Source organism: Variovorax sp. YR750, from assembly GCF_900109805.1.
GTDB lineage: Bacteria > Pseudomonadota > Gammaproteobacteria > Burkholderiales > Burkholderiaceae_C > Variovorax > Variovorax gossypii.
This window is the reverse complement of sequence record NZ_FOBJ01000009.1, coordinates 188,909-215,842: the sequence shown is the minus strand read 5'-3', so window position 1 is coordinate 215,842 and position 26,934 is coordinate 188,909. Positions and strand designations below refer to the sequence as shown.

Sequence of the window (26,934 nt, the reverse complement as noted above, 5' to 3'; positions counted from 1 at the left end):
CCGGTCGATGGCACCTGAATGGTGAGCAAGGCCGTCTCGTTCCGGTGATTACAGCGCGATCTTGGGTGAAGCGGGAAGCTTCCGGTCGCGGTGACTCGATTCAAGCAAACGCTATGCCATTTTGCGGGCCGTCTGCATTCCGTCCGCCTTCCGTTCGAACGCGATGCGTCGCACCGGGAAAGATCAGGTTCACGAATCGCGGCGAATGATTCACCATGCTGCGCGGCGCAAAGCCATTCCATGGAGATCTTCATGAACATGCCTCTCGAGAGCACAGAACTGGCGTTTCAGTTTTCGCTGGCCGACGGCGTCGAAACGCACAAGGTATTCAACCAGGCCGAGCCTTGCATCGGCCACAACGCGTTCACGGGCGACGTGGCTCTACGGGAACTGGCTCGCAAGCATGCACCATGGAGCATTCCGAACGCGACGGCTGTGGGTGCATTGGCAGGCGACGAACAGGTGCAGGACCTCGCGCGGCTCGCCAACGAGCACAACCCCCAGTTGCGCACGCACGACCGCTTCGGCAACAGGCTGGACTGGGTCGAGTTCCATCCCTCATGGCACCAACTGATGAGCCTGGCCTTTGCGCATGGCGTGCCAAGCCTTGCATGGACGACCACTGAAGACTCGGGCCACTTCGCGCGCGCGGTGCTGAGCTATCTGTGGAACCAGGTCGAGAACGGCACTGGCTGCCCCACCGGCATGGCGTACGCTGCGTGCGCCGGCTTCGAAGGGCGGCCGGAGTTCGCGCTGTGGAGAGAGAAGACGCTCTCGGGCCGGTACGACCCGCGACGCCTGCCTCTTTCGCAGAAGACGGGCGCGGTGATCGGCTATGCCATGACCGAGAAGCAGGGCGGCTCCGACCTGCGCCAGACGCAGACCACGGCGGCCTTCGTCGGCACCGACAACGGCGTGCAGGTCTACAGCATCACGGGCCACAAGTGGTTCTTCTCGGTTCCGACTTCCGACGGCTTCTACACGCTGGCACGAACGCAATCGGGCGTGAGCTGCCTCTTCGTTCCGCGCTTCCTGCCGGACGGCAGCGCCAATCGCGTCGCGGTGCAGCGGCTGAAGGACAAGTGCGGCAACCGCTCCAACGCATCGAGCGAGGTCGAGTTCAACAAGACCTGGGCGATGCTGGTCGGCGAGGAGGGACGCGGCATCCGAGAAATCCTCACGCACGCGCACCTGACGCGGCTGGACTTCGCGGTCGGCTCGGCCGGCCTCATGCGGCAGGCGCTGACGCTGGCGATAGGCCACGCATCGACGCGCGACGGCTTCGGCCGCCGCATGGCGGACCTGCCCATGCAGACCAACGTGCTGGCGGACCTCGCGCTCGAAAGCGAAGCGGCCATGCTGTCGGCGATGCGCGTCGCGCGCGCTACCGACGGCATGGAATCGAACGAACGCGAGCGGCTTCTGGCCCGCGTGGCGACGCCGGTGGTCAAGTACTGGAACTGCCAGCGCGCGACGTACTTCGTCTACGAGGCATTGCAGGTGCACGGCGGCAACGGCTTCATCATGGAGAACCCGATCGCGCGGCTTTATCGCGAGGCGCCGCTCAACTCGATCTGGGAAGGCACCACCAACATGATGTGCATGGACGTGGTGCGCGCACTGGGACGCGAGAAGGGCGCGCTCGAAGTCTTCCTCGACGAGGTGTCGGTACCGCAGGCGGCGGGCAACGCCGCGCATGCGAAGTTCATCGCCAGCCTGCGCGACGATCTCGGCGCGGGCGCGATCGACGAGGGCAACTCGCGAGCCATCGTGACGCGCATGGCCCTTGCGCTCCAGGCGAGCGAGATGCTCAGGCACAGCGACGGCGCGGTCGCGCAGCGCTTCATCGAGTCGCGCCTTGGAGGCCGGCATGCCGGCGTGATCGGCACGCTGGCCGACGGAGCCGACCTGCGAGACATCGTCTCGCGCGCGGCGCTCAACGAGCAGTGACCTCCGGCGGATCGTAGGCCCGGATCGGAGGCAGCGCCTCGTCGAAGCGCTCGATCTGCACGGTGCTCAGCTGTCCGGCGCATCCCTGCGCCAGCGACGATGTCCCGATGTCGCGGGTGAGAACGTTCGGATTGCCGTGCGCGCACATCGGCCTGTTCCTGGCGTCGAGCACGGGGTCATACCAGGCGCCCGTGGGCAGCTGCACGACGTCTTCGCGCATGTCTGTGCACAGGTGCGCGCTGGCCAGGCAGGCGCCGATCTCGTTGAAGAGACGGACGATGTCGCCCTCGCGGATGCCGCGCGCGGCCGCCGCCGAGGGGTGCATGGTGCAGACCTCGCGCCCGTTGCGCTTGCTGGCCTGGCTGTGGGCACCGAAGTCGAGCTGACTGTGCAGCTTGGTGTGCGGCTGGTTGGCCACGAGCCATAGCGGGTGGACCGCGTCAGGCGCGAACTTCGGTGGCAGCCACGCCGGATGGCCGGGACAGTCCGCGTAGCCGAAGCCCGCCACCGTGGGCGAGCTGACCTGGATCCTGCCGCTGGGCGTGGCCAGCCGGGCTCCTTCTGGATCGTTGCGGAAGGCGCGCAGGATGCCGCCGTCGTCCTCCCGCTGCGGCAGCGTGATCTCGCCGCGCTGCCAGAAAGCCTGGAAGTCCGGCGCTTCGAGGCCGAGTGCCTCGAGGCCCGCGCGCGTGCGCTCGTAGAGGTGCGCGAGCCATTCGCGGGTGCCTCGTCCTTCGCTGAAGGCTTCGAGCCCGCCCAGGCGCCGAGCCAGGTCGCAGAAGATGTCGTAGTCGTCGCGCGCGAGCCCGTGGGGCTCGCAGACGCGGTGCATGGCCACCATCAGCGGATCGGTGGGCGTGGCGCCGATGTCCTCGCGCTCCAGAGTCATCGTGCAGGGCAGCACGATGTCGGCGTGGTGGGCGGTGGCTGTCCATGCGATCTCGTGCACGACGAAGGTGTCGAGGGTACGGAAGGCCTCGCTCAGGCGCCGCAGATCCTGGTGGTGATGGAACGGGTTGCCGCCGGCCCAGTAGGCGAGCCGGACGTGCGGATAGGTATGGCGCTTGCCGTTGTAGTCGAAGGGCTGGCCGGGGTTCAGCAGCATGTCGCTGATGCGGGCCACCGGAATGAACGCCTTGACCCCGTTGTCGCCCTGGGGCAGCGCCGCAGTGGGGACGGCGTTGTTGCGCTTGCCGTAGTGCGCCAGGGTGCCCAGGGCGTAGTTGTAGCCGCCGCCGGGCAGTCCGGGCTGGCCGAGCGCGGCGGCCAGCACCGCGCCCATCCATACGGGCTGCTCGCCGTGCTCGGAGCGCTGCAGCGAATGCGAGACCACCACCAGCACGCGCTTGCCGACCAGGTCGCGGGCCAGCTGCGTCAATTGCGTTGCGGGCAGTCCGCAGATGGGGGCAGCCCAGTCGCAGCTCTTCGCGATGCCATCGCTGCGCCCCATGAGGTAATCCTCGAAGGTGCTCCAGCCGTCGCAATAGCGTTCGATGAAGCCGCGGTCGTGCGAGCCGTCGGTCACCAGCTGGTGGACCAGCGCGAGCATCAGCGCGGTGTCGGTGCCCGGCACGGCGCTCAGCCATTCGAAGGCAGCCTCCTCGGGAAGATCGCTCTTCAGCGGGCTGATGGAGACGAAGCGGCAGCCTCGTGCCGCGGCCGCGCGCATGGACTCGCGCTCGACGTGCCGGCTGATCCCGCCCGAGGCCACGCGCGAGTTCTTGAGCGCCATGCCCCCGAAGGCCAGCACCACGTCGGTGTGCTCGACGATCTGCTCCCAGGTCACGTTGCGCCTTGCCACTTCCTCCATCGTGCCGATGACGTGCGGCAGCATCGGGCCCGAAGCGCCGGCGCTGTAGCTGTTGACCGAGCGCACGTAGCCACCCAGCGTGGTGTTCAGGAAGCGGTGGACCTGGCTCTGCGCGTGGTGAAAGCGCCCCGCGCTGGACCAGCCGTAGGAGCCGCCGAAGATGGCCTCGCAACCGTGCTCTTGCTGCACGCGCCGCAGTTCGGCCGCCAGCCGGTCCAGGACCTCGTCCCAGGCCATGGGAACGAAGCTGTCCTCGCCGCGCCGCGCATCGGGGCCCGGCCCTCGCTCGAGCCAGCCACGGCGCACCATGGGCGTGGTGACGCGTGCGCGGTGATGAACGGCCGTCGCGAAGTTCTCGATCAGCGGATTCGGGTCCGGGTCGCCGGGGTGCGGCCGCACGACGAGCGCGCCGTCCTTCCAGCCCGCGGAGAAGACGCCCCAATGGGCGCTGTGCGGGCGCATGGCGGTGCCGGGTTCCGGCGCAGTGATGGACGACGAGGGCACCTGCGGGTCACTCCACCTTGAGATTGCCGCGCTCCACGCCGCGCCTGTAGTTGGCGATGTCCTGCAGCACGAAGTCCCTGAAGGCGGTGCCGGTACGCGTCGCTTCCTGGGCGCCGTCCGCGCGGTACACGCGCAGCACCTCGGGCGCCTGCATGGCCTGCTTCACGGACTGGGCGATCTTGTCGATGACGGGCTTGGGCGTGCCCTTGGGGGCTGCCAGGCCGTACCACTGGGTCATGACCACGTCGATGCCCGATTCCTTGAGCGTGGGCACGTCGAGCATGCCCGGGATCCGCTTCTCGCTGCTCACCGCCAGCAGCCGCAGCTTGCCGCTGCTGATCTGTCCCATCAGCGGCGTATAGGGCGCGAAGAAGCTGTCGACCAGCCCACCCATGAGGTCCGTCATGACCGGGCCCGATCCTTTGTAGGGAATGTGGAGGATGTCGAGGTTGCCCTGCTGCTTGACCATTTCCATTACGATCTGCGCCGCGCCGCCGGCACCGGTGGACGCGTAGGTGAGCTTGCCGCCCCTGGCTGCGGCGATGTAGTCCTGGATGGTCTTGATCTTCGAGTTGCCGCTGACGACCAGCCCGTAGGGCGTCTCGACCAGCTGGCTGATGAAGACGAAGTCGTCGGGCACCTTGTAGGGCAGGTTGGGGCGTATGGCGGGCGCGCTGCCGACGTTGCCGCTCATCGCCAGCAGCAGGGTGTATCCGTCGGGCTTGGCCTGCGTCATCAGCTCGGCTGCGATGTTGCCGCCCGCGCCCGGCTTGTTGTCGACCACGATGGGCTTGCCGATGTGCTTGCCCAGTTCGTTGGCGATGGTGCGGCCGTAGAGGTCGCCGCCTCCGCCCGGAGGAAAGCCGATCAGCAGCCGGATCGGCTGCTCGGGATAGCCGGCGGCCATGGCCACCGTTGCGGCGCCTGCCAGGCATGCCGCGGCGACCATGCGGAAGCAGCGTCCGATCGAAGGAATTCTTTGCACGGGTGTCTCCAGTCTGTTCTTGTGATCGCTCGATGGGGGCTCAGGCCGCGCCGGTGGCGATGGGCGCGCCCGGCTGGGCGCTCCATTCGCTCCAGGAGCCGGGGTACAGCGCCGCGCCCCGCAGTCCCGCGACTTCCATCGCCAGCAGGTTGTGGCAGGCGGTCACGCCCGAGCCGCATTGGTTGATGAGCTGAGTGGCGGGGCGTCCGCCGGTGACGGCGTCGAACTCGCTGCGCAGCAGGGCCGGTGCCTTGAAGCGGCCGTCCGGGCCCAGGTTGTCCTTGAAGAGGCGGTTGCGCGCGCCGGGAATATGCCCGCCCACCGGGTCCATCGTTTCGTTCTCGCCGCGGAAGCGATCGGGTGCGCGGGCGTCCAGCACCAGCCGCTGCGTGCCGTCGATGTTGGCCAGGACCTCGTCATAGGACACCGTCGCGACCAGCGGAGCCTTCAGGCTGAAGCTGCCCTCGGGGCGCGGTGCCGGCTTTTTGGTGTCGAGCGCGTGGCCGGCGGCCTTCCAGGCGGCGATGCCGCCGTCGAGCACGGCGACCTGCCGGTGCCCGACCCAGCGCAGCATCCACCACAGCCGCGCGGCGTACATGCCGCCGGCGTTGTCGTAGGCCACCACCTGCGCATCGGCGTTCAGGCCCATCGCAGCCGTGGTCCTTGCGAAGGCTTCGCGCGAGGGCAGGGGGTGGCGGCCGTTGCGTCCGGTCTTGGCGGCGGACAGCGCGTGTTCCAGGTGCAGGTAGAAGGCGCCGGGGATGTGCCCTGCGTCGTAGGCGCGCTGACCCGCCTGCAGGTCCGTGAGTTCGAAGCCGCAGTCGAGCAGCAGCAGCGCGGGGTCTTGTTTCCGTGCCGCGGCGAGTTGGTCGGGGGAAATCAGGGTGTCGAAGATCATGGAGGAGAAGAGTCGGTGAAAGGTGCGGAAGGAAGGGGCTGCGTGCCTCGCCTAGGGCGAGATCTCCTTGAGCAGGGCGGGCGTGGCGGCGCCCTTGTAGCGCGCGATGTCTTCCTGGATGAACTTGCCGAAGCCGTCCATCGGCAGGTTGTGCTCCGTGGCTGCATCGCGCCGGATCGCGTCGCGCACTTCCGCCGTGGCGAGCGCGCGGCCCAGGTGGTCGGCCAGGTACTTCACCACCGGCGCGGGCGTGCCCGCTGGCGCGACCAGCCCGTACCACTGGGTCACGGGAACGTTCACGCCCAGCTCCTTGAAGGTGGGCACGTCGGGAATGGCGGGGTTGCGCGCATTGCCCGTGATGGCGAGAAGGCGCAGTTGCCCCTGGCGCACCTGCCCGACCAGCGGCGAGGCGGTCGCGAAGAAACAGTCGACCTGGCCGCCCAGCATGTCGGTGATGGCGGGGCCCGAGCCACGGTAGGGCACGTGCAGCATCTCGACGCCGGCTTCCTTCTTGACCATCTCCATGCCGATGTGCGCGGCCGCGCCGGCGCCCGTGGAGGCGAAGCTGAGCTTCTGCGTGCGGGCCGCGTCGAGCAGTTCGCGCGCCGTCCTGAAGCGCGAGTTGTGGGCGACGAACAGGCCGTGCGGCGCTTCCAGGATCAGCCCGACGGGCGTGAAGTCTTCGGGCGCCTTGTACGGGATGGCCTGCGGCCTGATGGCGGGTGCCACCGCGAGGTTGCCGCTCATCGCGAGCAGCAGCGTGTAGCCGTCGGGCTTCGCCTTGGCCACCGCGTCCGCCGCGATGTTGCCGCCGGCTCCGGCGCGGTTGTCGACGATCACGGGTTGCCCCAGCGTCTTGCCGAGTGCGTTGGCGATCAGTCGGCCGTACAGGTCGCCGCCCCCGCCGGGAGGGAACCCCACCACCAGCCTGACCGGCTGCTCGGGATAGGCGGCGAATGCCGGCATGGCCGCCAGGCCCAGCAGGCCGGCCAATGCCAGCGCCATGCGGCGGCGGCGCATGGTTGCGCTTGCAAAGGTTGTCATGGGCTGTCTCCGTTTTGCTCTTGTGGGTGCCGTTCGGCGATTCAGGCGCGGCGGCTCAGTCCTGCAGCCAGGCCTTCTGCTGCTCGACGACGCGGTCGACGGTGGCGCCGCATTGGCCCAGGTACTGCAGCGGGTCGGTGAGGTCGCGGATCTCGGCGTCGCTCAGCAGCTTCGAGAGGCCGGGATGGCTGCGCATGGCGTCGGCGAAGTCGAGCTTCGACGTGATGCCGTGCATCGAGGCTTCATAGATCCATTCGTGCGCGGTCTGCTTGCCCACGCGCTCCGACAGTTCCAGCATGACGCGCTCGGACAGCAGGTAGCCGCGCATCCGGTCGAGGTTGGCGGCCATCGCGTCGGCGTTGACCTTGAGCCCGGCCAGCAGGTTCTTCGCCTGGAACAGCATGGCGCCGGCGATCATGCAGCACTCGGGCAGAGCCTTCCATTCCATCTTCCAGGCGATGCCATCGCGTTCGCTCTCCTGGACCATGCCCTCGACCATCATCGCGGCGTTGTAGCGCAGCGGGCGCGACAGCCCGGCCAGGTTCTCGGCCGATGTCGGATTGCGCTTGTGCGGCATGGTCGACGAGCCCAGCTTGCCGTCCGAGAAGCCTTCTTCCACTTCACCGAATTCGTTGCGCTGCATGTTGAAGAGTTCGTTGCCGATCTTCGAGAGCGTGGCACCCAGCATGGCCAGCAGGTTGGCGTACTCGGTGAAGCGGTCGCGCGCCGGCGCCCAGCTGATGGCGGGCGTGCCCAGGCCCAGCTTGTCGAGCATCAGGTGTTCCAGCTGCTCGGCCTTCGGGCCCAGCGATGCCTGGCTGCCCACGGCGCCGGCCAGCATGCCCACAAGCACGCGCGGGGCGGCCTGCACGAGCCGCTCGTGATGGCGGCCCAGCTCGTCGAGCCACACCGCGCACTTGTGGCCGAAGGTGATGGGCAGGGCCTGCACGCCGTGCGTGCGGCCGGCCATCGGAACGTCGCGGTGAGTGGTAGCGAGACGGGCGAGTTCCTTGCCGACCGCCTTGATGTCGCGCAGCGCCACGGCATGGAACTCCTTGAGCTGCAGCGCCACGCCGGTGTCCACCACGTCCTGCGTGGTGGCGCCGTAGTGCACCCACTCGCCGTTTTCCTTCGAGCAGCGCGACTGCAGCTGCTTCAGCGCGGGCACCAGCGAGTGCTTGATGCGGCGGATCTCGGCCGACATCGCGGCGATGTCGATGTTCTCCACCTGCGCCTGCATCGCGATTTCGCGTGCGGCGGCCGGCGGGATGATCCCCAGCTCGGCCTGCGCGGCGGCCAGCGCGGCTTCGAAATCGAGCCACTTCTGCACGCGGTTCTCCTCGCCGAAGATCCTGCGCAGTTCGTCGGTGCCCCACAGGTGCTGGAGCGATTGCATGTCGAAAACGGAAACGGGCATGTGAGTCCTGAAGTGCTAGAGGGAAGAGGGGCGCGGGGTGGCGACGGGCAGGGGCAACACTCGCCCCGGATTGAAGGTGTTCGCGGGGTCGAGCGCATGCTTGATGCGCGCCATCAGTTCCAGCGCGACGGGCTGCTTGTATTGCAGGAAGGCCTCCTGCTTGAGACGCCCGATGCCGTGCTCTGCGGAGATCGAGCCCTGCATGCGCGCGGTGATCGCATGCACCACGTCGTGCACGGCTTCCTCGCGCGCGCGGAACGCTGCGTCGGACATGCCGGGCGGCTTGCTCTGGTTGTAGTGAAGGTTGCCGTCGCCCACGTGGCCGAAGCAGACCACGCGAATGCCGGGAAGCAGGCCTTCCAGCGCGGCGCCGGCTTCGGCGATGAATTCGGGGATGCGCGACACGGCGACGGAGATGTCGTGCTTGATCGACGGTCCGTCGAGCCGCTGGGCCTCGGGCACGTGTTCGCGCAGAGCCCACAGCGCATGGGCCTGCTGGCCGGATGCGGCGAGCACCGCGTCGAGCACGAGGCCTTGCTCCATCGCGCCGGCCAGTGCGTCTTCCACCGCGGGCGTCGGGTCGAGCAGGGCGGAGGTCTCGGAAACGTCGAACAGCACGGCCCAGGCGTGCTCGCCCGCCAGCGGGTCGCGCATGCCGGGCGTGCCATGCGCGAGCACCTGGGCCAGCGCCTCGCGTCCGATCAGCTCGAAGGCCGTCACCCGTTCGCCGACGGCGTCGCCCAGGCGGGCCAGCAGTTCCACGGCTGCCTGCGGATCGCGCACGGCCACCCAGCCGGTGACGACCTTGTCCGGCCTTGCATGGAGCTTGAAGGTGGCCGCCGTCACGATGCCGAGCGTGCCTTCACCGCCGATGAACAGCTGCTTCAGGTCGTAGCCGGTGTTGTCCTTGCGCAGCGCTCCCGATGCGTCGAGCACGCGACCGTCCGCCAGCACGACCTCGATGCCCAGGGTCAGGTCGCGCGTGTTGCCGTAGCGCAGTACCTGTTCGCCGCCGGCGTTGGTCGAGACCACGCCGCCGACTGTGGCGCTGCCTTCGGACGCCAGCGAAAGCGGAAAGAGCCGGCCGGCGGCGGCGGCGGCTTCCTGCGCCGCGAGCACGGTGCAGCCGGCTTCCAGGGTCATGCTGTTGTCGAGAGGGTCCACGCGGCGCACCCTGGTCATGCGGTCGAGGCTCAGCACGACTTCGCGGCTCGACGCGTCCGGCGTGGAGCCGCCCACCAGCCCCGTGTTTCCGCCCTGCGGCACCACGGGAACTCCCCATGTCGCGCACAGGGCGACCACGCGCGAAACCTCCTCGGTGCTCGCAGGCCGCACGACGGCACGCGCGGCGCCGGGGTAGTTGCGGCGCCAGTCGCCGACGTAGCGCGCCGTGGATGCGTCGTCGGTGAGCACGTGGACCGCGCCTGTGATTGCACGGAGCTCTTCGACGAATGGGTCGGCAGGGTTCGACATGGATTGCGCGCTTCCGCGATGGCTGCGCCGCTGGGCGGCGGGTTGTCTCTTCGTTTTCTTGTCTGTTTCAATGAATAAAACAAACTTCAATGAATGAAACTGTAGGATCGCAGGCGGCAACTGTCAACCCGGATAATCCGCAGCCCGGAGCGCCCACCATGAAAAACCAAGAAATCGATACCGCAGCGTCCGTCGGACCCAAGCCTCCCGCCGGCGTGCTGGAGCGGGGCATTTCCATCCTCGAGTGCTTCAGCGAAAACCGGCTGCGCATGTCCCTGCGTGAGCTGGCCGAGTGCACGGGCCTGGACAAGGCCACGCTGCTGCGGCTGCTCGGCGTGCTGACGCGCGCCCGGATGATTCATCGCTTCGACAGCGGCAGCTACGCGCCCGGTCCGGCGTTGCTGCACATGGGCATGCTCTACCGCAGCACCTTCGACCTCGGCACGCGGCTGCAGCCGGTGCTGCACGAGGTGATGCAGCAGACCGGCGAGACCGTGGCCTTCTACATCCGCAGCGGGGAAGAGCGCGTTTGCCTCTACCGCGAGAACACGGCCAGGGAGGTGCGCCACCACGTCGAGGTGGGAACGCGCATTCCGCTTTCCGCCGGCGGTTCCTCGGCCCACATCCTCCTGGCCTTCACCGGCGGCACCACGGAGCATCAGGCCGAGATCGATGCGAAGGGCTATGCGATGACGCGCGCCGAGCGCGTCGCCGAGATGGCATCGGTCGCGCTTCCGGTGTTCGACGGCGATGGCACCTTTCTCGGCGCGCTGGTGGTCATCGGCCTGGCGTCGCGCCATAGCGTGGCGGCCCAGCGCAAGGCCGCGGAGATCGTGCGGCACGAACTGGCCCTGCAGGGGTTCGCCAGCAAGGCCCCGAGCGGCTGGAGGCCGGTGCAGGCCTGACGCCGGGGCGCGGTCTCAGCGGCCGAAGAGTTCGGGCGACGGCAGGCAAGGCTCGTCGTCCCGCGATGCATCGGCGAAGGTGGCGCACCAGTCGGCGATTCGCACGGCCTGCGCATCGGTCATCGCCGGGACGAATGCGCGCATGCGTGCCTGCAGCTGCGGCCAGTCGAAGGGGTCTTCCGGATCTCCCCGGCGCAGTTCGCGCAGCGAGCTGAAGCTGCGGCCGTCCTGCATCGTGATGGTCACGCGCGCGGGGCGTTTCCGCGGAAAGGCCTGCTGGAAGCCGTCGTCCGTCGCCACACGCACGCGTTCGGCCAGCGCGAGCAGCGTCGGCGAATGCAGGTCGGGCGTCTCCATGTCCTCGATGCCCAGTCGGCCGCTCAACAGCAGGGTGGCCATCACGTAGCGCAGGCAGAAGGCCGTCTCCGCCGCCTTGGACGGCCAGTGCACGCCGGCGATCTTCAGCGCGTGCGGGAAGATGGTCACGTCCACCGACTCGATCTCGTGCGGCGCGGGGCGGTGCCTGTCCATGATTTCGCGCGCGGCATCCAGCGGGGTGAACAGCTGGGCGCAGCAGGGCCAGGCCTTGATGGTGGCGGTGTTCAGCCGTTCGGGCGCGTCGAGCTCGCCGTCCAGCGCTGCCAGCGGGCCGTCTCCTTGCAGGAGTGCGTAGAGGCCGCGTCGCCCGGTGACGAAGGCGCGCGCGCCGGGGAAGCCCGCCTGCGCAGCCCATGCGGCCATCATGCCGTTGCGCACGGCGAAGGCCGGGTGCAGCGACTTCGATTCGTGCGCCTCGTCGTCCACCAGTTGCCACAGGCCGGCGGACTGCGTCGCCGCGATTCCCATCGCGTGGTGCAACTGCGCTTGCGGCAAGCCCAGCGCAACCGCGCTCGCGGCCGCCGCGCCTACGCAACCGGCGGTGGCGGTGGCGTGGAAGCCGGCGGCGTGGCGCGTGCCCAGTACTTCGCCGACGCGCAGCGCCACCTCGTAGCCGGCAATGATCGCGTCGGCAGCTCGCCGCATCGGCAGCGGTTGTGTCGCGGCCAGCGCTATCACTGGCGAGATGGCGACCACGCCAGGGTGCAGCATCGCGGCGCGGTGTGCGTCGTCGATCTCGCGCAGATGGGCGATGCCGGCGTTGGCGAAGCCCGCGGCCAGCGGCTGCAGAGAGGGGCCACCGAAGACCGGAGCCGGGCCTTGCCCCGGCATGCTGGCGGCGGCAAGCCGGTGCAACGCGGTCGCGCCGGCCATGCCGATCGCGGACCACCCGGCGGTGAACCAGTCGAGCATGGCCTGCGCCAGGCGGTCGCGGGTAGCTTGGGCAAGAGGGCGGCCCTGCATGGCCGCAAGGTGGGCTGCCAGGACCGATTCCGAATCGCGGGTCATATAATTTATTTCGTTCAATGAAACTTCTTTCATTATATGAACCAAGCCGAACTGACGATCCAGCACTTCTTCGACCCTGCCACCTCGACTTTTTCCTATCTGGTCGATGACGGTGCAGGCTCCTGCGCGGTCATCGACCCGGTGATGGGCTACCAGGCGAATTCGGGGCGGACCGACCCCGCCCCGGTGGACGCGGTGGCCGAGGCGATCGCGCGACGAGGGCTGACATTGCAGTGGCTGCTGGAGACGCATGCGCATGCCGATCACCTGTCGGGAGCGCCGTATCTGCGCAAGCGCTTCGGCGGCACGCTGGCAGTGGGCAGCGGCATCACCGCGGTGCAGCGGGTGTTCCGGGGCGTCTTCAATGCCGAAGACCTGGCGGTGGACGGTTCGCAGTTCCAGCATCTGTTTGCCGACGGCGAGGCATTCCGCATCGGCCGGCTCCAGGCCCGGGCTCTCCACGCAGGCGGCCACACGCCCGCGGACGTGGCCTATCTCGTGGAGGACCCGGCCGGAGGGCCCGCGGCAGTGTTCGTGGGAGACACGCTTTTCATGCCCGACGTAGGCACGGCGCGCTGCGACTTTCCCGGCGGCGACGCACGCCAGCTCTATCGCTCCATCCAGCGGCTGCTCGCGCTGCCCGGGGACACCCGTCTGTACCTTTGCCACGACTACCCGCCTGCCTCGCGCGAGCCGGCGCCCGGCACCACCGTGGCCGCGCAAAGGGAGGGCAACATCCACGTGCGCGACGGCATCGGCGAAGAGGAGTTCGTGGCCCTGCGCCGTGCGCGCGACGCCACGCTGGCGATGCCGGCCCTGATGCTGCCTTCGGTCCAGGTCAATGTCCGCGCCGGGAGCCTGCCGCCCGCCGAGGCCAACGGCGTTGCCTACCTGAAGATTCCCGTCGATCGGCTGTAGTCGGCCGCCCGGCGCGGCTCGTCCCTCAGGCTGCCTGGGCCTCGCGCCGCAGGGGCAGCCACAGCACGAACCGCGTTCCCGTCGGCCGGGATTCCCAGTCGACGGTGCCGTGGATCGAGCGCGCGCGTCGCCGCTGGTTCTGCAGGCCGCGGCCGGACGAGGAGGCCATTGCCTTGTCGATGTCGAAGCCCTGTCCGTTGTCCTCGATGGTCACGGACACGCCCGCGCCGTCGAACGAGGTGGCCACGCGGATCTCCGTCGCGCGCGTGTGGCGCAGGATGTTCGAGATGCTCTCCTGCACGATGCGCAGGATGTGCAGCGCGCTCGACGGGTCCAGCCATTCCAGCGCGGGCAGTTCCTGCACTTCCCAGCGCAGCGAGACGCCGGTGCCTTCGAGGCGAGGTTCGAGCCGGTAGCGCAGCGTGGCCAGCAGCAGGAGCACGTCGGCCTCCACCGGCTCCAGCGAGTCGAGCGTGAGCTTCAGGTCGTCGAGGCAGCTCTTGAGGATCTGCGAGACCTTGTCGTCGCTCATGCCGCCGCCCTCGACCGAGCGGATGGCGCTGATCAGCGAGGAGCCCAGCCCGTCGTGCATGTCCTGCATCAGCCGCTGGCGCTCGTCGCTGATGGTCTGCCGGCGCTCGATTTCGCGCAGCCGGCGGTGGCTGACTTCCAGCTCGGCTTCGCGCTTCTGCAGGCGCTGCGCGAGGCTCGCGTTGAGCTGCTCGACTTCACCGATGGCGTGCATGTAGCGGCGGTACATCAGCACGCCGAACACGCTGAAGGTGACGGCGTTGGTGTACGCCCCGAGGTACCAGCCCTCGGGGCTGATGAAGTTGTTCTGCAGCAGCCAGTCGGTGATACCCAGTAGCACGCAGATGCCGATGCCGACCGCGACCAGCCGGCCTTCGGTGGACCGGCGCCACGCGCTGACGGCGCCGACAAGGCAGACCGCCGTGCCCATGAGCGCCGCGATCGCATAGATCAGCGGCGTCACCTGCGGCGTGTTCTGCACGATGGCCAGTCCGGGAATCGTGACGATGCCGATGGCCGCCGTCGTCACGACCACGCCGCGGGTGAGCCATGCGAGCTGCCGCCCATGAAGCTGCCGCAGGAAGAAGTGCACGACCATCACCAGCCAGAAGAGCGAGTTGACGGTCAGCCATGCGAACCAGTCGTTGAGGACCGGCAGGCTCACGTAGAAATGCAGCCCCCGCATGAAGGAAGTGGCCGCGAGATTGAAGAAGAGCAGGTAGCCCGTTTCGTCGCGGCGCCTGAACCACACGAAGAGCGCGAACACGCCCACTGCCATGAACGCCGCGCCAAGCATCGCGGGCAGTTCCTGCTGCAGCCACTGGCGCATCCCGTGGCGGCCCCTCAGTGCGTCGACGGGGCCGAGCCACAGCGACGAGAGTGCCACCTGCGCGCTGCGCGTGTGCTCGAGGCGCAGCAGGATCTCGCGGGGCGGCGCCTTGCCGACGCTGTTGTCGTCGAGCTGGACCCACAGCGGAGTGCGGGTGCTGTTCCACAGCGGGCCAGACTGCTGCGCGCGATGGACCAGCTGGCCGTCGACATAGACCGCGATGGTGCCGTCGGTCTTGATGCGCGCGCCGTACAGGGCCAGCGGCCCCGGGCCCGCGTGCAGGCCGCGGGTGCTCAGCCTGATCCAGGTGGTGCGTGTCGTGGTGGTCGAGGTGTTCTCGGCCTGGCTCAGCAGCGCGATGGGGAGGGCCAGGGGCAGCTCGACCGGTTTCCATTTGTCCGGCAGCGTGCTGCTTTCCTGCGTGGTTGGCGGGGCGCTGAAGCCCGATGCGTCGTCGACCTGCCAGTCCGCCCTGGTCAGGTGCTGCAGCGCGTCGGACTGCTGCAGGCCCGTCGCCCCGACCAGGAAGACGCCGATGATGCCCAGCAGCGCCATCGAAATGATGAGCACCACGTTGGCGAAGAAGGGCGCGGGACGGTAGTTCAAGAGGTGCAGGGGCATGGGCCGCGTCCGGAGCCGACGCGAGGCATGTAACCTATTTTCTCACTTTGTAACCATCCGGAAGCAGTTTTGCTCCCTTGGGGTTTTCAGCGTGGCGGCTGTTGCGACAGGATCCATTGCGACAGGGCGCGAGCTTCGGCCTCCGAAACCTGCGTCTGCCTGGGCATGATCACACGGCCCCATGTGCCCACGCTGCCGTCGCGGATCTTCCCGGCGAGGCGCGCCGCGGCTTCGCCGTCGCCGCGGTAGCGCTCGGCGATCTGCACGAAGCCCGGGCCCACCTGCTTGTGGACAAGGCCGTGGCAGGCCATGCAGGCGTTCCTGCGGGCCAGGTCGGCGGGTGTCGTCTGCTGGGCTGCAGCCGTTTTCGGAGGTACTGCCAGGACGGCTGTCAGGGCAGCGGCGGCAAGGGCGGAAAGGAATGTGCCGGGGGTCTCGATCTTCATGTGGCGGGTGTGGCTTCTGCAGGGCATCGTCGCATGTGCCGGGCAGGGCGCCGTCGTCGTGCATTCACGACAAGGTGATTCAAGAGTAACTATATGTATGGTTAAATCCGCGCAACTATCGCGAAGAAGAAGAGGGATTGCATGAAGCTGCTGCTGAGCATTGCGTTCGCCGCCGTGGCCCTGGCCGGTTGCGCCAGTGCACCGACCACGCCCACGGAGCCCGGAACGGGCAGGGGCACTTCCTATGTGCCCATGGTCGCCATGGAAGGCGTGGACAAGGCTCGCTACGACAACGACGTGGCCGACTGTCGCACCGCCGCCAATCGCATCTCGGCACGCAGCGAAACCGGCGATGCCATGTGGGGCGCGCTGGGCCTGGGGCTGATCACCGTGCATGGCCAGGGCATCGTGGCCGCTGCGTCGTACACCGGCATCACCGCCGCCATCATCGACTGGAACGGCCGCCCCAGCTCCGAACTCATCGCCGAGCACCAGCAGATCGCCATCGTGCATTGCATGGCCAAGCGCGGCTATCGCAACCTCGATCCCAACGTGCGCGACTCGTTCTACGGCAACACCTTCGACCCGGGCGTCATCGTCAAGCCGCGCCGCACGGGCGTCGACACCTACAACGTCGAGACGCTGGCCAAGGCCGGCCGCTGCAACATCCAGCCGCGCGCCGAACTCACGGCCAAGGGCCCCGGCTACGAAACCTACAACGTGCCTTGCGACAACGGCGGAACCTGGGCGGTGCGCTGCGAGTTCGGCAAGTGCCGCGTGCTGGCGCAGGCGGTCATCCGCCGCTCCTGAGCCTGAGTTCCGGGCCGGGCCGCTTCGCCGGCCCCGGGCTCACTTGACGATCATGCCCTTGAGCGCCGGGTCCGGCGGCGGGGCCTTGAGCTTCATCTGACGCATCGTCTTCACCAGCAGCTGGGCAATCATCACGTTGCGATGCCGCTTGCTGTTGGCGGGTACCACGTACCAGGGCGCATGCTCCGTCGACGTGGCGGCCAGCGCGTTCTGGTAGGCCTGCTGGTAGGCGCCCCACTTGGTGCGCACTTCCAGGTCGTCCATGCTGAACTTCCATTGCTTGCCGGGCGTGTCGATGCGCGCCTGAAGGCGCTCGCGCTGCTCGTCCTTGTCGATGTGCAGCATGCACTTGACGACCACGGTGCCGGTCTCTGTGAGCAGCCGCTCGAAGTCGTTGATCTGCGCGTAGCGGCGCTTCGCCTCGGCCTTGTCGATCCAGCCTTCGACCACGGGCACCAGCACGTCCTCGTAGTGGCTGCGGTTCCACACCATGATCTCGCCGGTGCGCGGCACCGCTGCGTGGCAGCGCCAGAGGTAGTCGCGCGCGCGTTCGTCCACGGTCGGCGCCTTGAAGGCCGTCACGCGCACGCCCAGCGGCGAGGTGCGCGAGAACACCCAGCGCACGGTGCCGTCCTTGCCGCTGGTGTCCATGCCCTGCAGCACCAGCAGCAGCTTGCGCCGGCCTTCGGCGTTCAGCAGGTCCTGCAGCTCATCGAGCTCGACCGCCAGCGCGTCGACTTCGGCGCGCTGCGTGGCTTCATCGCCTTCGCAGAAGGGCGTGTCGCCGGGGTCGACGTGCGAGAGCTTGAACTTGCCGCCGACGCGGTATTTCTTGAAGCTGGCCATGAAGCGGGACTCCGTGAAGAACAACGAAGCCCACAGCGTAAGCGATCGACCCGGCGGACGGCCGTCAGCGCTCGTCGTCCTCGGGCGGCAGCGAGGCGCTCCAGCGGCTGTCCCAGTCGGTGTGCCGGCGCACCGCGCCGTCGAGCTCGCGCCGGTCGCGCTTGGTGGGGCGGCCCTGTTCGATGGCCAGGGCCGGCTCGATGCCCGCGCGGCGCATTTCCCTGAACGCAGCCTGTGCCGCCAGGCTCTCGGCCGTTTCCTCGTAGAGCTGCTGCGCCACTGGCGCCGGCCCGCGCTGGCCGCTGAGGCCGCGCACCGTCACGGTCCGCGTCAGCGGGCCCATGCGTATGGCGACGGTGTCGCCGGCCTTGACCTCGCGCGAGGCCTTGGCGATGTCTCCGTTCACCTGCACGCGGTTCTTGCCGATTTCCTCCGCGGCCAGCGAGCGCGTCTTGAAGAAGCGGGCGGCCCAGAGCCATTTGTCGATGCGCAGACGGTCCATGAATGTGGGGAAGTGGAGATCAGGAATTGTGCCGCGAGACGGCCCGCTACAGCGGCCGGCCCGGCGGCTGGTACAGCGGCAGGCGCACGACCGCGTCCAGTCCGATCACGCGCTCGGCGCCGCCGGGCGCGCTCCGGTTGTCGAGGCTGATGCTTCCTCCCAGCGCCAGCACGATCTCGCGGCAGATCGCCAGGCCCAGCCCCGAGCCGCTCGACGTGCTTCCCGCCGCGAAGGGCGCGAACAGGCGCTGCCGCAGTTCGGGCGAGATGCCGGGGCCGCAGTCGCGCACGACGAGCACGGCGTCGGGGCCTTCCGCGCGCACAGCCACCGACAGCGCGGCGCCCGCCGGGCTCTGCTTGATCGCGTTGTGCAGCAGGTTGCGCGTGAGCTCCTGCAGCATCCACTGGTGGGCGCGCACCGGCACGGGCTCCTCGATGGCGAGCTCGAAGTCGAGCGCCTTGTCGGCCACCAGCGGCGACAGGTCGAGCGCGATGTTCCGCGCCACGTCGCCCAGGTCGAGCGTCACCGATTCCGGCTGCTGGCGCAGCTGTTCCACCTTGGCCAGCGACAGCATCTGGTTGGCGAGCGTTGTCGCGCGGTCCACGGTGCCGCTGATCTCGTCCAGCGCCTGTTCGGGGGCCACGTCGCCGCGCTGCGCCGACTGCACCTGCGCCTTCAGCACCGCCAGCGGCGTGCGCAGTTGGTGGGCGCTGTCGCGCACGAAGCGCTTCTGGTGGTCCAGCAGCCGCTGCAACCGGCCCATGACCTGCGTGGTGGCATCGACCAGCGGGCGCAGCTCGCGCGGCGCGTCGGGCGCGTCGATGGGCGAGAAGTCGTCGGCCTGGCGCTTCTCGATGGCTTCGCCCAGCTCGCGCACCGGCCGCGTGGCGCGCTGCACCACGAACACCGTGACCAGCGCGATCACGCCCATCAACAGCAGCTGGCGCCAAAGCATGTCGACCAGCAGCTTGCGCACCAGCGTCTCGCGCAGCTCCAGCGTCTCGGCCACCTGGACCACGGCCATGCCGCGGCCGGTCGCGCTCGCCACCGGCTGCAGCAGCACCGCCACGCGCACCGGCTGGTTGCGGAACTGCGCGTCGTAGAAGTCGACCAGCGCCGCATAGGCGCTGCGGTCCGGGATGCGACCGCGCCAGAAGGGCAGCTCGGCGAAGCCGGAGATCATCTCGCCGTCGAGTGCCGAGACACGGTAGAAGAGACGGCTGCGGTTGTCGGCCTCGAAGGCCTCCAGCGCGGAGTAGGGCACGATGGCCCGCAGCCGCGCCATGTCGTCGTAGCCCTCCACGTCGAGCTGCTCGCCGATGGTCTTGGCCGAGGCAAGCAGGGTGCGGTCGTAGGCCGTGGTGGCCGCCGCCAGGCTTTGGCGATACAGGCTCACGCTGTTGATCACGATGAACACGGCCACCGGCGCGAGGATGCCGAGCAGCAGCCGGGCACGCAACGAGATCGCACGGGTCATCGAACGGGCTTGCGGCGTGTCATGTCTCGGGGCGCAGGAGATAGCCCAGCCCGCGCATCGTCATCAGCACGGCGCCGGTGCCCACCAGCTTCTTGCGCAGCCGGTACACCACCACCTCGATGGCCTCGTATTGCACGTCGGTCTCGCCCGGGAACACCAGCTCGAAGAGGCGTTCCTTGGTCACGGCATGGCCGGGCTTCATCATCAGCGCCTTCAGCAGCGCCAGTTCGCGCGGCGTGAGTTCGAGCAGTTCGGCGCGGTTGTAGATGGCACCGTTGTCGGGCTCGAAGCGCAGCCCGCCGATCTCCTGCGGGTTCAGCCCCGCGTCCTGTCCGGCAACGCCGTGGCTGCGGCGGCGCAGCGCGCGGATGCGGGCCTCGAGTTCGTCGAGGTCGAAGGGCTTGGGCAGGTAGTCGTCGGCGCCGGCGTTCAGGCCGACGATGCGGTCGCCGACGGTGCCGCGCGCCGTCAGCAGCAGCACCGGCGTGCGCAGGCCCTCGGCACGGGCCTGGGCCAGCACCTGAAGGCCGTCGACGTTGGGCAGGCTCAGGTCGAGGGCGACCACGTCGGGCTCGATGGCGCGCCATTGCGCGACGGCCTCGGCGCCGTCGCCGCAGACGCGCACGTCGATCCGGCGGCGCCCGAGGGTGCGCTGCAGGGTGATTTGCATCGATGGGTCGTCTTCGACCAGCAGCAGCTTCATACGGTGGCGTCGGGGGTGCGTACTTTGGTGTTTTCCCCAGTCTGGCGGACAGCCAACTGACAGCGGGGCGGCGCATGATAGCGCTCAGCTAAAAGTCAGCTTCCTTTCAAATTCCTTCCAATCCAGGAGACACGCATGCGTCGCGACACCTTTCTGAAGTCACTGGCCGCACTGGCCGCCGCCGGGGCCCTGCCACTGTCCGCGCGGGCGGGCGCCAACGTCAAGATGATGATCCCGGCCAACCCGGGTGGCGGCTGGGACACCACCGGCCGCGCGCTGGGCAAGGCGCTGACGGACGCGAAGGTCGCCGACACCGTCACCTACGACAACAAGGGCGGCGCTGCCGGCGCGCTGGGCCTGGCCCAGTTCGTCAACGGCTCCAAGGGCGACGCCAACGCGTTGATGGTCATGGGCTCGGTCATGCTGGGCGGCATCATCACCGGCAAGCCGCCGGTCAACCTGTCGCAGGCCACGCCCATCGCGCGCCTGACCACCGAATACAACGTGTTCGTGCTGCCGGCCAACTCGCCGTTCAAGTCCATGAAGGACGTGGTCGAGCAGCTCAAGAAGGACCCGGGCAGCGTCAAGTGGGGCGGCGGTTCGCGCGGATCCACCGAGCACATCGCCGCGGCCATGATCGCGCAGAAGGTCGGCGCCGATCCGTCCAAGATCAACTACGTCGCCTTCCGTGGGGGCGGTGAGGCCACCGCCGCCATCCTGGGCGGCAACGTCACCATCGGCGGCAGCGGCTACAGCGAGTTCGCCGAGTACATCGCCGCCGGCAAGATGAAGCCCATCGCCGTCACCTCCGCGCAGCGCCTGCCGGGCGTGAACGTGCCCACGCTGAAGGAGCAGGGCATCGACGTGGAGATCGGCAACTGGCGCGGCGTCTACGGCGCTCCCGGCATCTCGGCCGAGCAGCGCAAGGCGCTGACCGACATGGTGCTGGCCGCCATGAAGAGCTCGTCGTGGGCCGAATCGCTCAAGAAGAACGACTGGACGCCGGCCGTGCTGTCGGGCGAAGCCTTCGCCAAGTTCGTCGACGACGACTTCGCGAGCCTGCGCGCCATCATGACCAAGTCCGGCATGGTCTGAACAAGGCTCGCCCCCAGGCTGCGCGCACTTCGTGTCGCTTCGCCAACCCCCTACCGGGGGCAACACCTGAGGCCCGGCAGAGCCGGTTCCTCGGTGTTCCTCGAAGGGGCTCTCTTTCCCCTGAATGCGGGAGCAAAAAATGACAACTCCAGACTCCTCGGCCCCGCCGCAACCCGCGGTCACCTGGCCGCAAACCCTGGTCGGCATCGGCGTGCTGGTGACCGGCATCGCGCTGGCCTTCGGTGCCATCGGCATTTCTTCCGACGCGGGCTACGGCGGCGTCGGCCCCAACTTTCTGCCCTGGCTGGTGTCCGTGGTGCTCATGCTGTGCGGCGCCTGGATCCTGTGGGAGGCGCGCACCGGCGGCTTTCGCGAGCTCGACGCTCCCTCTGGCGCTGAACATGCCTACTGGCCCGGTTTCATCTGGGTGTCGGCGGGCCTGCTGCTCAACGCGGCGCTCATCACCACGCTCGGCTTCATCCTGAGCTGCACGCTGTGCTACCTGCTGGCCGTGCAGGGGCTGCGCCGCGCGAGCGGGCAGGCCGGCGTGAACGCACCCCGCACCTGGGTGACCGATTTCGTCACCGGCGCAGTCATTTCCGCACCGGTGTTCTGGATGTTCACGCAATTCCTGGCCATCAACCTGCCTGGCCTGACCAACACCGGGTGGATCTGACATGGAAATCTTCAACGCACTCATGGCGGGCTTCGCGGCCGCCATCACCCCCGTCAATCTGCTCTGGTGCCTGGTCGGCTGTGCCCTGGGCACGGCCGTGGGCGTGCTGCCCGGCATCGGCCCGGCCGTGGCGGTGGCCATGCTGCTGCCCATCACGGGCAAGGTCGACATCACGGCCTCGATGATCTTCTTCTCGGGCATCTACTACGGCGCCATGTATGGCGGCTCGACCACTTCCATCCTGCTGAACACGCCCGGCGAAACCGCCAGCATGGTGACGGCGATGGAGGGCAACAAGATGGCCAAGAGCGGCCGCGCGGGTGCGGCGCTCGCAACGGCGGCCATCGGCTCCTTCGTGGCCGGCACCATCGCCACCGTCATCGTCACGCTGTTCGCGCCCTTCGTGGCCGACTTCGCGGTCAAGCTCGGCCCGCCGGAATACTTCCTGCTGATGCTGCTGGCCTTCACCACGGTGAGCGCGGTGCTCGGCAAGAGCACGCTGCGCGGCATGACGGCGTTGTTCGTCGGCCTCGCGGCCGGCTGCATCGGCCTCGACCAGATCTCGGGCCAGGGCCGCTACACCGGCGGCATTCCCGAACTGCTCGACGGCATCGAGATCGTGCTGGTGGCCGTGGGCCTGTTCGCCGTGGCCGAGGTGCTGTACGCCGTGCTGTACGAAGGCCGGGTGGTCGAGGGCCAGAACAAGCTCAGCCGCGTGCACATGACCAAGCGCGACTGGAAGCGCTCCATTCCCGCGTGGCTGCGCGGCACCGCCATCGGCACGCCCTTCGGCTGCATCCCGGCCGGCGGCACCGAGATCCCGACCTTCCTGAGCTACGCCACCGAGAAGAAGCTCGCGAAGGACGCGGAAGCCAAGGCCGAGTTCGGCACCACCGGCGCCATCGAAGGCGTGGCCGGCCCCGAGGCCGCCAACAACGCCACGGTGACGGCCGCGCTGATTCCGTTGCTCACGCTGGGCATTCCCACCTCGAACACCACCGCCATCCTGCTGGGCGCGTTCCAGAACTACGGCATCCAGCCGGGTCCGCAGCTCTTCACCACCTCGGCCGCGCTGGTGTGGGCGCTGATCGCGTCGCTGTACATCGGCAACGTGATGCTGCTGGTGCTGAACCTGCCGATGGTCGGCCTGTGGGTCAAGCTGCTGAAGATCCCGAAGCCCCAGCTCTACGCCGGCATCCTGATCTTCGCGACGGTGGGTGCCTACGGCATGCGCCAGAGCGCGTTCGACCTGTTCCTGCTGTACGCCATCGGCATCCTGGGCGTGGTGATGCGCCGCTTCGACTTCCCGACCGCTCCCGTGGTGGTCGGCATGATCCTCGGCCCGCTCGCCGAAGCGCAGCTGCGCAACGCGATGTCGATCGGCGAGGGCAGCGCGGCGGTGTTCTTCCAGCGCCCGATGTCGATCACGCTGATCGTCATCGTTGTGGCCGTGCTGATCCTCCCGCGCCTGGCCAAGCGCATGAGCGAACGCAAGCTGGCAAAGCTGGCGCAGATGGACGCCTGAGTCTTTTTTTCGTCATCATCGGGAAACCGGATGCTGTCAGCATCCGGTTTTTTCGTTTTTGGGTACCGCTTTTCCCCCACATGCACTCTCCGCCCGGTACGGCGGGGAGTGCAGTGAGGTATTCAGTGAGTCCCCAGACCCTTGCCTGGCTCCTGCTCGCCGCGAGCGTCGCGGCGGAGGTTGCCGGCACCATGGCCCTTCGGTTTGCCGAGGGCTTCACCCGCCTTGTTCCCTCTGTCGTCACCGGCGCCTGCTATGCCGCCGCGATCTGGCTCATGTCGCTCGCGGTGCGCGAGCTCGGCGTGGGGTTGAGCTATGCGGTCTGGGCCGGCAGCGGCACGGTGCTGATCGCCGTGCTCGGCATGATCTGGCTCGGCGAGCCCGTCACGCTGCCGCGGATCGCCGGAGTGGCGGCGATCGTCGCGGGCGTGATCGTGCTCAACCTCGAGGCGCGCTAGCGGCTCGGTGCCGCGGGCGTCTCGACCAGGTCGTCGTCGATGTGCGGATCGGCCGGCTGCCCGCGCAGCCTGCGCACGGTGCGCCTGATCCAGTGCTCGATGTCGTCGATGTAGGTGAACACGGCCGGCACCACCAGCAGGCTCAGCACGGTGGAGGTGATCAGCCCGCCGATCACCGCCATCGCCATCGGCGAGCGGAAGCTTGAATCCGCCGTGCCGAAGCCCACCGCAATGGGCAGCATGCCCGCGCCCATGGCCAGCGTGGTCATGATGATGGGCCGCGCGCGCTTGTGGCAGGCGTCGCGCAGCGCGTCCCAGCGGTTCATGCCGTGGTCGCGTCGCGCCACGATGGCGTACTCCACCAGAAGAATGGAGTTCTTCGTGGCGATGCCCATCAGCATGATCAGCCCGATCAGCGAGGGCATCGACAGCGCCTTCTGCCCGATCAGCAAGCCCACGAAGGCGCCGCCCAGCGCGAGCGGCAGCGCGCACAGGATCGTCACCGGGTGCAGGAAGTCCTTGAACAGCAGCACCAGCACGATGTAGATGCACAGCACACCGGTGAGCATGGCCAGGCCGAAGCTGGCGAAGAGCTCGGTCATCACTTCCGCGTCGCCCACCTCGGCGATGCGCACGCCCGGCGGCAGCTTCTCGATTGACGGCAGCTTCTGCACCGCGTCCTTCGCGTCGCCCAGGCCCACGCCCGAGAGTTCGATCTCGAAGTTCACGTTGCGCGAGCGGTCGTAGCGGTCGATCACGGCCGGGCCGCCTTCCATGCTCAGCGAGGCCACCTGGCTCAGCATGACCGGCCCGCGCGTGCCCGGTACCGACAGGCGCCCGAGCAGGTCGATGTCCTTGCGGGCCGAGTCCTCCAGCTTCACCACGATCGGCACCTGCCGCTGGGCCAGGTTGAGCTTGGCCAGCGACTGGTCGTAGTCGCCCAGCGTGGCCACGCGCAGCGTCTCGGCGATGGCGGAACTGGTCACGCCCAGGTCGGCGGCGCGCGCGAAGTCGGGGCGCACGGCGATCTCGGGGCGGATCAGGCTCGCGGTGGAGGTGATGTTGCCCAGGCCGGGAATGGTGCGCAGGTCCTTCTCGACCGCGCTCGCCGCGCTGGCCAGCGCCACCGGGTCTTCGCCCGTGAGCGCCAGGATGTACTTCTCGCCCGAGCCGCCCAGGCCCACCGTGCTGCGCACGCCGGGCAGCGTCTCGAGCGCCGTGCGGATCTGGTTCTCGATCACCTGCTTGCGCGGGCGGTCGCCGCGCGGGTCGAGCTTGATGGTGAGCGTGGCCTTGCGCGTCTCGGGCGTGCCGAAGTTCGCGAACGGGTCGCCGCCCGCGCTGCCGCCGGCCACCGTGGTGTAGACGCTCTTCACGTGCTGGATCTTCATCACGCGGTTGCGGGTTTCCTCCGCCGCCGCAGTGGTCTGCGCCAGCGTGGAACCGGGCGCGAGCGAGAGATAGATCTGCGTCTGCGAGTTGTCGTCCGGCGGAATGAAGCCGGTCTTGAGCAGCGGGATCATCGCCAGCGAGCCGAAGAAGAAGAGGGTGGCCAGCACCATCGTCTTGAAGCGGTTGTGCGTGCTCCATTCCACGGCGCGCATGTACCAACGCAGCCAGCCCGGCTCCTTCTCGGCGCCGACCACGGGCTTGAGCATGTAGGCCGCCATCATCGGCGTGAGCACCCGCGCCACCACCAGCGACGCGAACACCGCGAGCGAGGCCGTCCAGCCGAACTGCTTGAAGAACTTGCCGGCCACGCCGCTCATGAAGGCCGTGGGCAGGAACACCGCGATCAGCGTGAAGGTGGTGGCGATCACCGCCAGGCCGATTTCGTCGGCCGCCTCCATCGCTGCCTGGTAGGGCGTCTTGCCCATGCGCAGGTGGCGCACGATGTTCTCGACCTCCACGATGGCATCGTCCACCAATATGCCCACCACCAGCGACAGCGCGAGCAGCGAGATCACGTTGACCGAGAAGCCCAGCAGGTGCATGCCGATGAAGGCCGGAATCACCGACATCGGCAGCGCGATGGCCGAGACGAAGGTGGCGCGCCAGTCGCGCAGGAACAGCCACACCACCACCACCGCCAGGATGGCGCCCTCGTACAGCAGGTGCAGCGAGCCGTTGTATTCCTCTTCCACCGGGTCGACGAAGTTGAAGGCCTCGGTCAGCTCGATGTCGGGGCGCGCGGCACGCATGTCGGCCAGCGCCTTCATGATGGCGTGGCCCACTTCGACCTCGCTGGCGCCGCGGCTGCGCGCCACTTCGAAGCCCACCACCGGCTTGCCGTTGAGCAGCGCGGCCGCGCGCGGCTCGGCGATGGTGTCGCTCACGCGCGCCACCTGGTCGAGGCGGATGCGGCGGCCGTCGCTCAGCACGATCTGCATGTCGGCGAGCTGGTCGGCCGACTTCACGGTGGCCATGGTGCGCACCGGCTGCTCGCTGCCGCCCAGGTCGAAGCGGCCGCCCGCGCTCTCGGTCTGCACCTGGCGCAGCTGGCGCGAGATGTCGGCGGCCGAGGCGCCCAGCGCCTGCAGCTTGCCCGGGTCTAGGTCGATGTGCACCTGGCGCGTGACGCCGCCCACGCGGTTCACGGCGCCCACGCCGGGCAGGGCGAGCAGCTTCTTGGTGACGTCGTTGTCGACGTACCAGCTCAGCGCCTCGGCATCCATGGCCGACGAGGCGATGGTGAAGGCCAGCACCGGCTGCGCCGCGAAGTCGAGCTTGGTGACCACCGGGTCGCGCACGTCGGCCGGCAGGTCGGCGCGCACGCGCTGCACGGCCGAGCGCACGTCGTCCACGGCTTCCTGCACGGGCTTCTCGAGGCGGAACTCGACGATCAGCGTGGCGGCGCCGTCCTGCACCTTGGTGGTGATGTGCTTCAGGCCCTGCACCGTGGCAATGGAGTTCTCGAGCTTGCGCGCGACGTCGGTCTCCAGCTGCGAAGGCGCGGCGCCGGGCAGCGAGGCCGAGACCGTCACGGTCGGCAGGTCGATGTCCGGAAAGTTCTGCACCTTCATCGCGTTGAACGACAGCAGCCCCCCGAAGGTGAGCAGCACGAACAGCATCACCGCCGGAATCGGGTTGCGTATGGACCAGGCGGAAACGTTCATGGGCGTGTT

22 protein-coding genes are annotated in these 26,934 nt (G+C 68.5%); 8 read left to right on the top strand and 14 right to left on the bottom strand.

What is annotated here, in order from left to right:
* The first annotated feature begins 252 nt into the window (after positions 1–252).
* The gene (locus BMY35_RS19905) at positions 253–1,950 is read left to right on the top strand and encodes an acyl-CoA dehydrogenase family protein (protein WP_371287179.1); all 1,698 of its coding nucleotides are present in this window, start codon (positions 253–255) and stop codon (positions 1,948–1,950) included.
* Here the strand turns inward: BMY35_RS19905 and BMY35_RS19900 are convergent.
* The 6 genes from BMY35_RS19900 to BMY35_RS19875 are packed head-to-tail and all read right to left on the bottom strand — an operon-like array spanning position 1,937 to position 10,081.
* Positions 1,937–4,222, bottom strand: coding sequence for a molybdopterin-dependent oxidoreductase (locus tag BMY35_RS19900; protein ID WP_093202698.1), 2,286 nt, complete (start codon positions 4,220–4,222; stop codon positions 1,937–1,939). The two genes, BMY35_RS19905 and BMY35_RS19900, sit on opposite strands and share 14 nt — an antisense overlap.
* Positions 4,223–4,271: 49 nt before the next feature.
* Positions 4,272–5,249 carry a Bug family tripartite tricarboxylate transporter substrate binding protein gene (locus BMY35_RS19895; protein WP_256228911.1) on the bottom strand — a complete coding sequence of 326 codons (978 nt, stop codon included), beginning with the start codon at positions 5,247–5,249 and terminating at the stop codon, positions 4,272–4,274.
* Between the two features lie 40 nt (positions 5,250–5,289).
* Positions 5,290–6,147 (bottom strand): sulfurtransferase, encoded by an 858-nt coding sequence (locus BMY35_RS19890; protein ID WP_093202693.1) that lies wholly within the window; start codon positions 6,145–6,147, stop codon positions 5,290–5,292.
* 51 nt (positions 6,148–6,198) lie between these two features.
* Positions 6,199–7,191: a Bug family tripartite tricarboxylate transporter substrate binding protein gene (locus BMY35_RS19885; RefSeq protein ID WP_093202691.1), complete on the bottom strand. Its 993-nt coding sequence runs from the start codon at positions 7,189–7,191 to the stop codon at positions 6,199–6,201.
* Between the two features lie 55 nt (positions 7,192–7,246).
* A complete protein-coding gene (gene purB, locus BMY35_RS19880; protein ID WP_093202688.1) occupies positions 7,247–8,608 on the bottom strand; it encodes an adenylosuccinate lyase in 1,362 nt (453 codons plus the stop codon).
* 15 nt (positions 8,609–8,623) lie between these two features.
* Positions 8,624–10,081: an FAD-binding oxidoreductase gene (locus BMY35_RS19875; RefSeq protein ID WP_093202685.1), complete on the bottom strand. Its 1,458-nt coding sequence runs from the start codon at positions 10,079–10,081 to the stop codon at positions 8,624–8,626.
* Positions 10,082–10,239: 158 nt separating this feature from the next.
* On the opposite strand from BMY35_RS19875, the gene BMY35_RS19870 reads away from it, so the two are divergent.
* Positions 10,240–10,986, top strand: a complete 747-nt coding sequence (locus BMY35_RS19870) for an IclR family transcriptional regulator (protein WP_256228907.1) — start codon at positions 10,240–10,242, stop codon at positions 10,984–10,986.
* Between the two features lie 15 nt (positions 10,987–11,001).
* Here BMY35_RS19870 and BMY35_RS19865 read toward each other — a convergent pair whose 3' ends face one another.
* Positions 11,002–12,372: an MmgE/PrpD family protein gene (locus BMY35_RS19865; RefSeq protein WP_093202683.1), complete on the bottom strand. Its 1,371-nt coding sequence runs from the start codon at positions 12,370–12,372 to the stop codon at positions 11,002–11,004.
* A 36-nt stretch (positions 12,373–12,408) separates the two neighbouring features.
* On the opposite strand from BMY35_RS19865, the gene BMY35_RS19860 reads away from it, so the two are divergent.
* Positions 12,409–13,290, top strand: coding sequence for an MBL fold metallo-hydrolase (locus tag BMY35_RS19860; protein ID WP_093202680.1), 882 nt, complete (start codon positions 12,409–12,411; stop codon positions 13,288–13,290).
* Positions 13,291–13,315: 25 nt separating this feature from the next.
* On the opposite strand, the gene BMY35_RS19855 is transcribed toward BMY35_RS19860, so the two are convergent.
* Both BMY35_RS19855 and BMY35_RS19850 read right to left on the bottom strand, forming a co-directional pair.
* Positions 13,316–15,205 carry a sensor histidine kinase gene (locus tag BMY35_RS19855; RefSeq protein WP_093202941.1) on the bottom strand — a complete coding sequence of 630 codons (1,890 nt, stop codon included), beginning with the start codon at positions 15,203–15,205 and terminating at the stop codon, positions 13,316–13,318.
* A 152-nt stretch (positions 15,206–15,357) separates the two neighbouring features.
* Entirely contained in the window at positions 15,358–15,717 is a 360-nt protein-coding gene (locus BMY35_RS19850) for a c-type cytochrome (protein ID WP_093202678.1), read from the bottom strand.
* Between the two features lie 141 nt (positions 15,718–15,858).
* Between BMY35_RS19850 and BMY35_RS19845 the strand changes: the two genes are divergently transcribed.
* The gene (locus BMY35_RS19845) at positions 15,859–16,527 is read left to right on the top strand and encodes a hypothetical protein (protein ID WP_093202675.1); all 669 of its coding nucleotides are present in this window, start codon (positions 15,859–15,861) and stop codon (positions 16,525–16,527) included.
* Between the two features lie 39 nt (positions 16,528–16,566).
* Here the strand turns inward: BMY35_RS19845 and BMY35_RS19840 are convergent, their stop codons facing one another.
* The 4 genes from BMY35_RS19840 to BMY35_RS19825 form a co-directional block, all read right to left on the bottom strand.
* Positions 16,567–17,373, bottom strand: a complete 807-nt coding sequence (locus BMY35_RS19840; RefSeq protein ID WP_093202673.1) for a PPK2 family polyphosphate kinase — start codon at positions 17,371–17,373, stop codon at positions 16,567–16,569.
* A 64-nt stretch (positions 17,374–17,437) separates the two neighbouring features.
* Positions 17,438–17,875 carry an RNA-binding S4 domain-containing protein gene (locus tag BMY35_RS19835; protein ID WP_093202671.1) on the bottom strand — a complete coding sequence of 146 codons (438 nt, stop codon included), beginning with the start codon at positions 17,873–17,875 and terminating at the stop codon, positions 17,438–17,440.
* Between the two features lie 46 nt (positions 17,876–17,921).
* Positions 17,922–19,352: a sensor histidine kinase gene (locus BMY35_RS19830; protein WP_093202669.1), complete on the bottom strand. Its 1,431-nt coding sequence runs from the start codon at positions 19,350–19,352 to the stop codon at positions 17,922–17,924.
* Between the two features lie 19 nt (positions 19,353–19,371).
* Complete coding sequence (locus tag BMY35_RS19825) at positions 19,372–20,055, bottom strand: response regulator transcription factor (protein ID WP_093202666.1); 684 nt, start codon at positions 20,053–20,055, stop codon at positions 19,372–19,374.
* Positions 20,056–20,190: 135 nt separating this feature from the next.
* Here BMY35_RS19825 and BMY35_RS19820 point away from each other — a divergent pair, with 135 nt between their 5' ends.
* From BMY35_RS19820 to BMY35_RS19805, 4 genes are all read left to right on the top strand, one after another.
* Positions 20,191–21,150 (top strand): tripartite tricarboxylate transporter substrate binding protein, encoded by a 960-nt coding sequence (locus BMY35_RS19820; RefSeq protein WP_093202664.1) that lies wholly within the window; start codon positions 20,191–20,193, stop codon positions 21,148–21,150.
* 139 nt (positions 21,151–21,289) lie between these two features.
* The gene (locus tag BMY35_RS19815; protein WP_093202661.1) at positions 21,290–21,826 is read left to right on the top strand and encodes a tripartite tricarboxylate transporter TctB family protein; all 537 of its coding nucleotides are present in this window, start codon (positions 21,290–21,292) and stop codon (positions 21,824–21,826) included.
* Between the two features lies 1 nt (position 21,827).
* A complete protein-coding gene (locus BMY35_RS19810; protein WP_093202659.1) occupies positions 21,828–23,351 on the top strand; it encodes a tripartite tricarboxylate transporter permease in 1,524 nt (507 codons plus the stop codon).
* 125 nt (positions 23,352–23,476) lie between these two features.
* On the top strand, positions 23,477–23,809 hold the full coding sequence (locus tag BMY35_RS19805; RefSeq protein ID WP_126468404.1) for a DMT family transporter: 333 nt from the start codon (positions 23,477–23,479) through the stop codon (positions 23,807–23,809).
* Here BMY35_RS19805 and BMY35_RS19800 read toward each other — a convergent pair.
* Positions 23,806–26,925, bottom strand: coding sequence for an efflux RND transporter permease subunit (locus BMY35_RS19800; RefSeq protein WP_093202654.1), 3,120 nt, complete (start codon positions 26,923–26,925; stop codon positions 23,806–23,808). The two genes, BMY35_RS19805 and BMY35_RS19800, sit on opposite strands and share 4 nt — an antisense overlap.
* Between the last annotated feature and the right edge of the window lie 9 nt (positions 26,926–26,934).

What these genes read in the sequence shown, in the direction of transcription:
- BMY35_RS19825 (WP_093202666.1), bottom strand. Translation starts at nt 20,055, where the DNA reads ATGAAGCTGCTGCTGGTCGAAGACGACCCATCGATGCAAATCACCCTG.
- BMY35_RS19890 (WP_093202693.1), bottom strand. Translation starts at nt 6,147, where the DNA reads ATGATCTTCGACACCCTGATTTCCCCCGACCAACTCGCCGCGGCACGG.
- BMY35_RS19905 (WP_371287179.1), top strand. Translation starts at nt 253, where the DNA reads ATGAACATGCCTCTCGAGAGCACAGAACTGGCGTTTCAGTTTTCGCTG.
- BMY35_RS19815 (WP_093202661.1), top strand. Translation starts at nt 21,290, where the DNA reads ATGACAACTCCAGACTCCTCGGCCCCGCCGCAACCCGCGGTCACCTGG.
- BMY35_RS19865 (WP_093202683.1), bottom strand. Translation starts at nt 12,372, where the DNA reads ATGACCCGCGATTCGGAATCGGTCCTGGCAGCCCACCTTGCGGCCATG.
- BMY35_RS19820 (WP_093202664.1), top strand. Translation starts at nt 20,191, where the DNA reads ATGCGTCGCGACACCTTTCTGAAGTCACTGGCCGCACTGGCCGCCGCC.
- BMY35_RS19835 (WP_093202671.1), bottom strand. Translation starts at nt 17,875, where the DNA reads ATGGACCGTCTGCGCATCGACAAATGGCTCTGGGCCGCCCGCTTCTTC.
- BMY35_RS19885 (WP_093202691.1), bottom strand. Translation starts at nt 7,191, where the DNA reads ATGACAACCTTTGCAAGCGCAACCATGCGCCGCCGCCGCATGGCGCTG.
- BMY35_RS19900 (WP_093202698.1), bottom strand. Translation starts at nt 4,222, where the DNA reads ATGCGCCCGCACAGCGCCCATTGGGGCGTCTTCTCCGCGGGCTGGAAG.
- BMY35_RS19855 (WP_093202941.1), bottom strand. Translation starts at nt 15,205, where the DNA reads ATGGCGCTGCTGGGCATCATCGGCGTCTTCCTGGTCGGGGCGACGGGC.
- BMY35_RS19850 (WP_093202678.1), bottom strand. Translation starts at nt 15,717, where the DNA reads ATGAAGATCGAGACCCCCGGCACATTCCTTTCCGCCCTTGCCGCCGCT.
- BMY35_RS19845 (WP_093202675.1), top strand. Translation starts at nt 15,859, where the DNA reads ATGAAGCTGCTGCTGAGCATTGCGTTCGCCGCCGTGGCCCTGGCCGGT.
- purB (WP_093202688.1), bottom strand. Translation starts at nt 8,608, where the DNA reads ATGCCCGTTTCCGTTTTCGACATGCAATCGCTCCAGCACCTGTGGGGC.
- BMY35_RS19875 (WP_093202685.1), bottom strand. Translation starts at nt 10,081, where the DNA reads ATGTCGAACCCTGCCGACCCATTCGTCGAAGAGCTCCGTGCAATCACA.
- BMY35_RS19800 (WP_093202654.1), bottom strand. Translation starts at nt 26,925, where the DNA reads ATGAACGTTTCCGCCTGGTCCATACGCAACCCGATTCCGGCGGTGATG.
- BMY35_RS19840 (WP_093202673.1), bottom strand. Translation starts at nt 17,373, where the DNA reads ATGGCCAGCTTCAAGAAATACCGCGTCGGCGGCAAGTTCAAGCTCTCG.
- BMY35_RS19810 (WP_093202659.1), top strand. Translation starts at nt 21,828, where the DNA reads ATGGAAATCTTCAACGCACTCATGGCGGGCTTCGCGGCCGCCATCACC.
- BMY35_RS19860 (WP_093202680.1), top strand. Translation starts at nt 12,409, where the DNA reads ATGAACCAAGCCGAACTGACGATCCAGCACTTCTTCGACCCTGCCACC.
- BMY35_RS19870 (WP_256228907.1), top strand. Translation starts at nt 10,240, where the DNA reads ATGAAAAACCAAGAAATCGATACCGCAGCGTCCGTCGGACCCAAGCCT.
- BMY35_RS19830 (WP_093202669.1), bottom strand. Translation starts at nt 19,352, where the DNA reads ATGACCCGTGCGATCTCGTTGCGTGCCCGGCTGCTGCTCGGCATCCTC.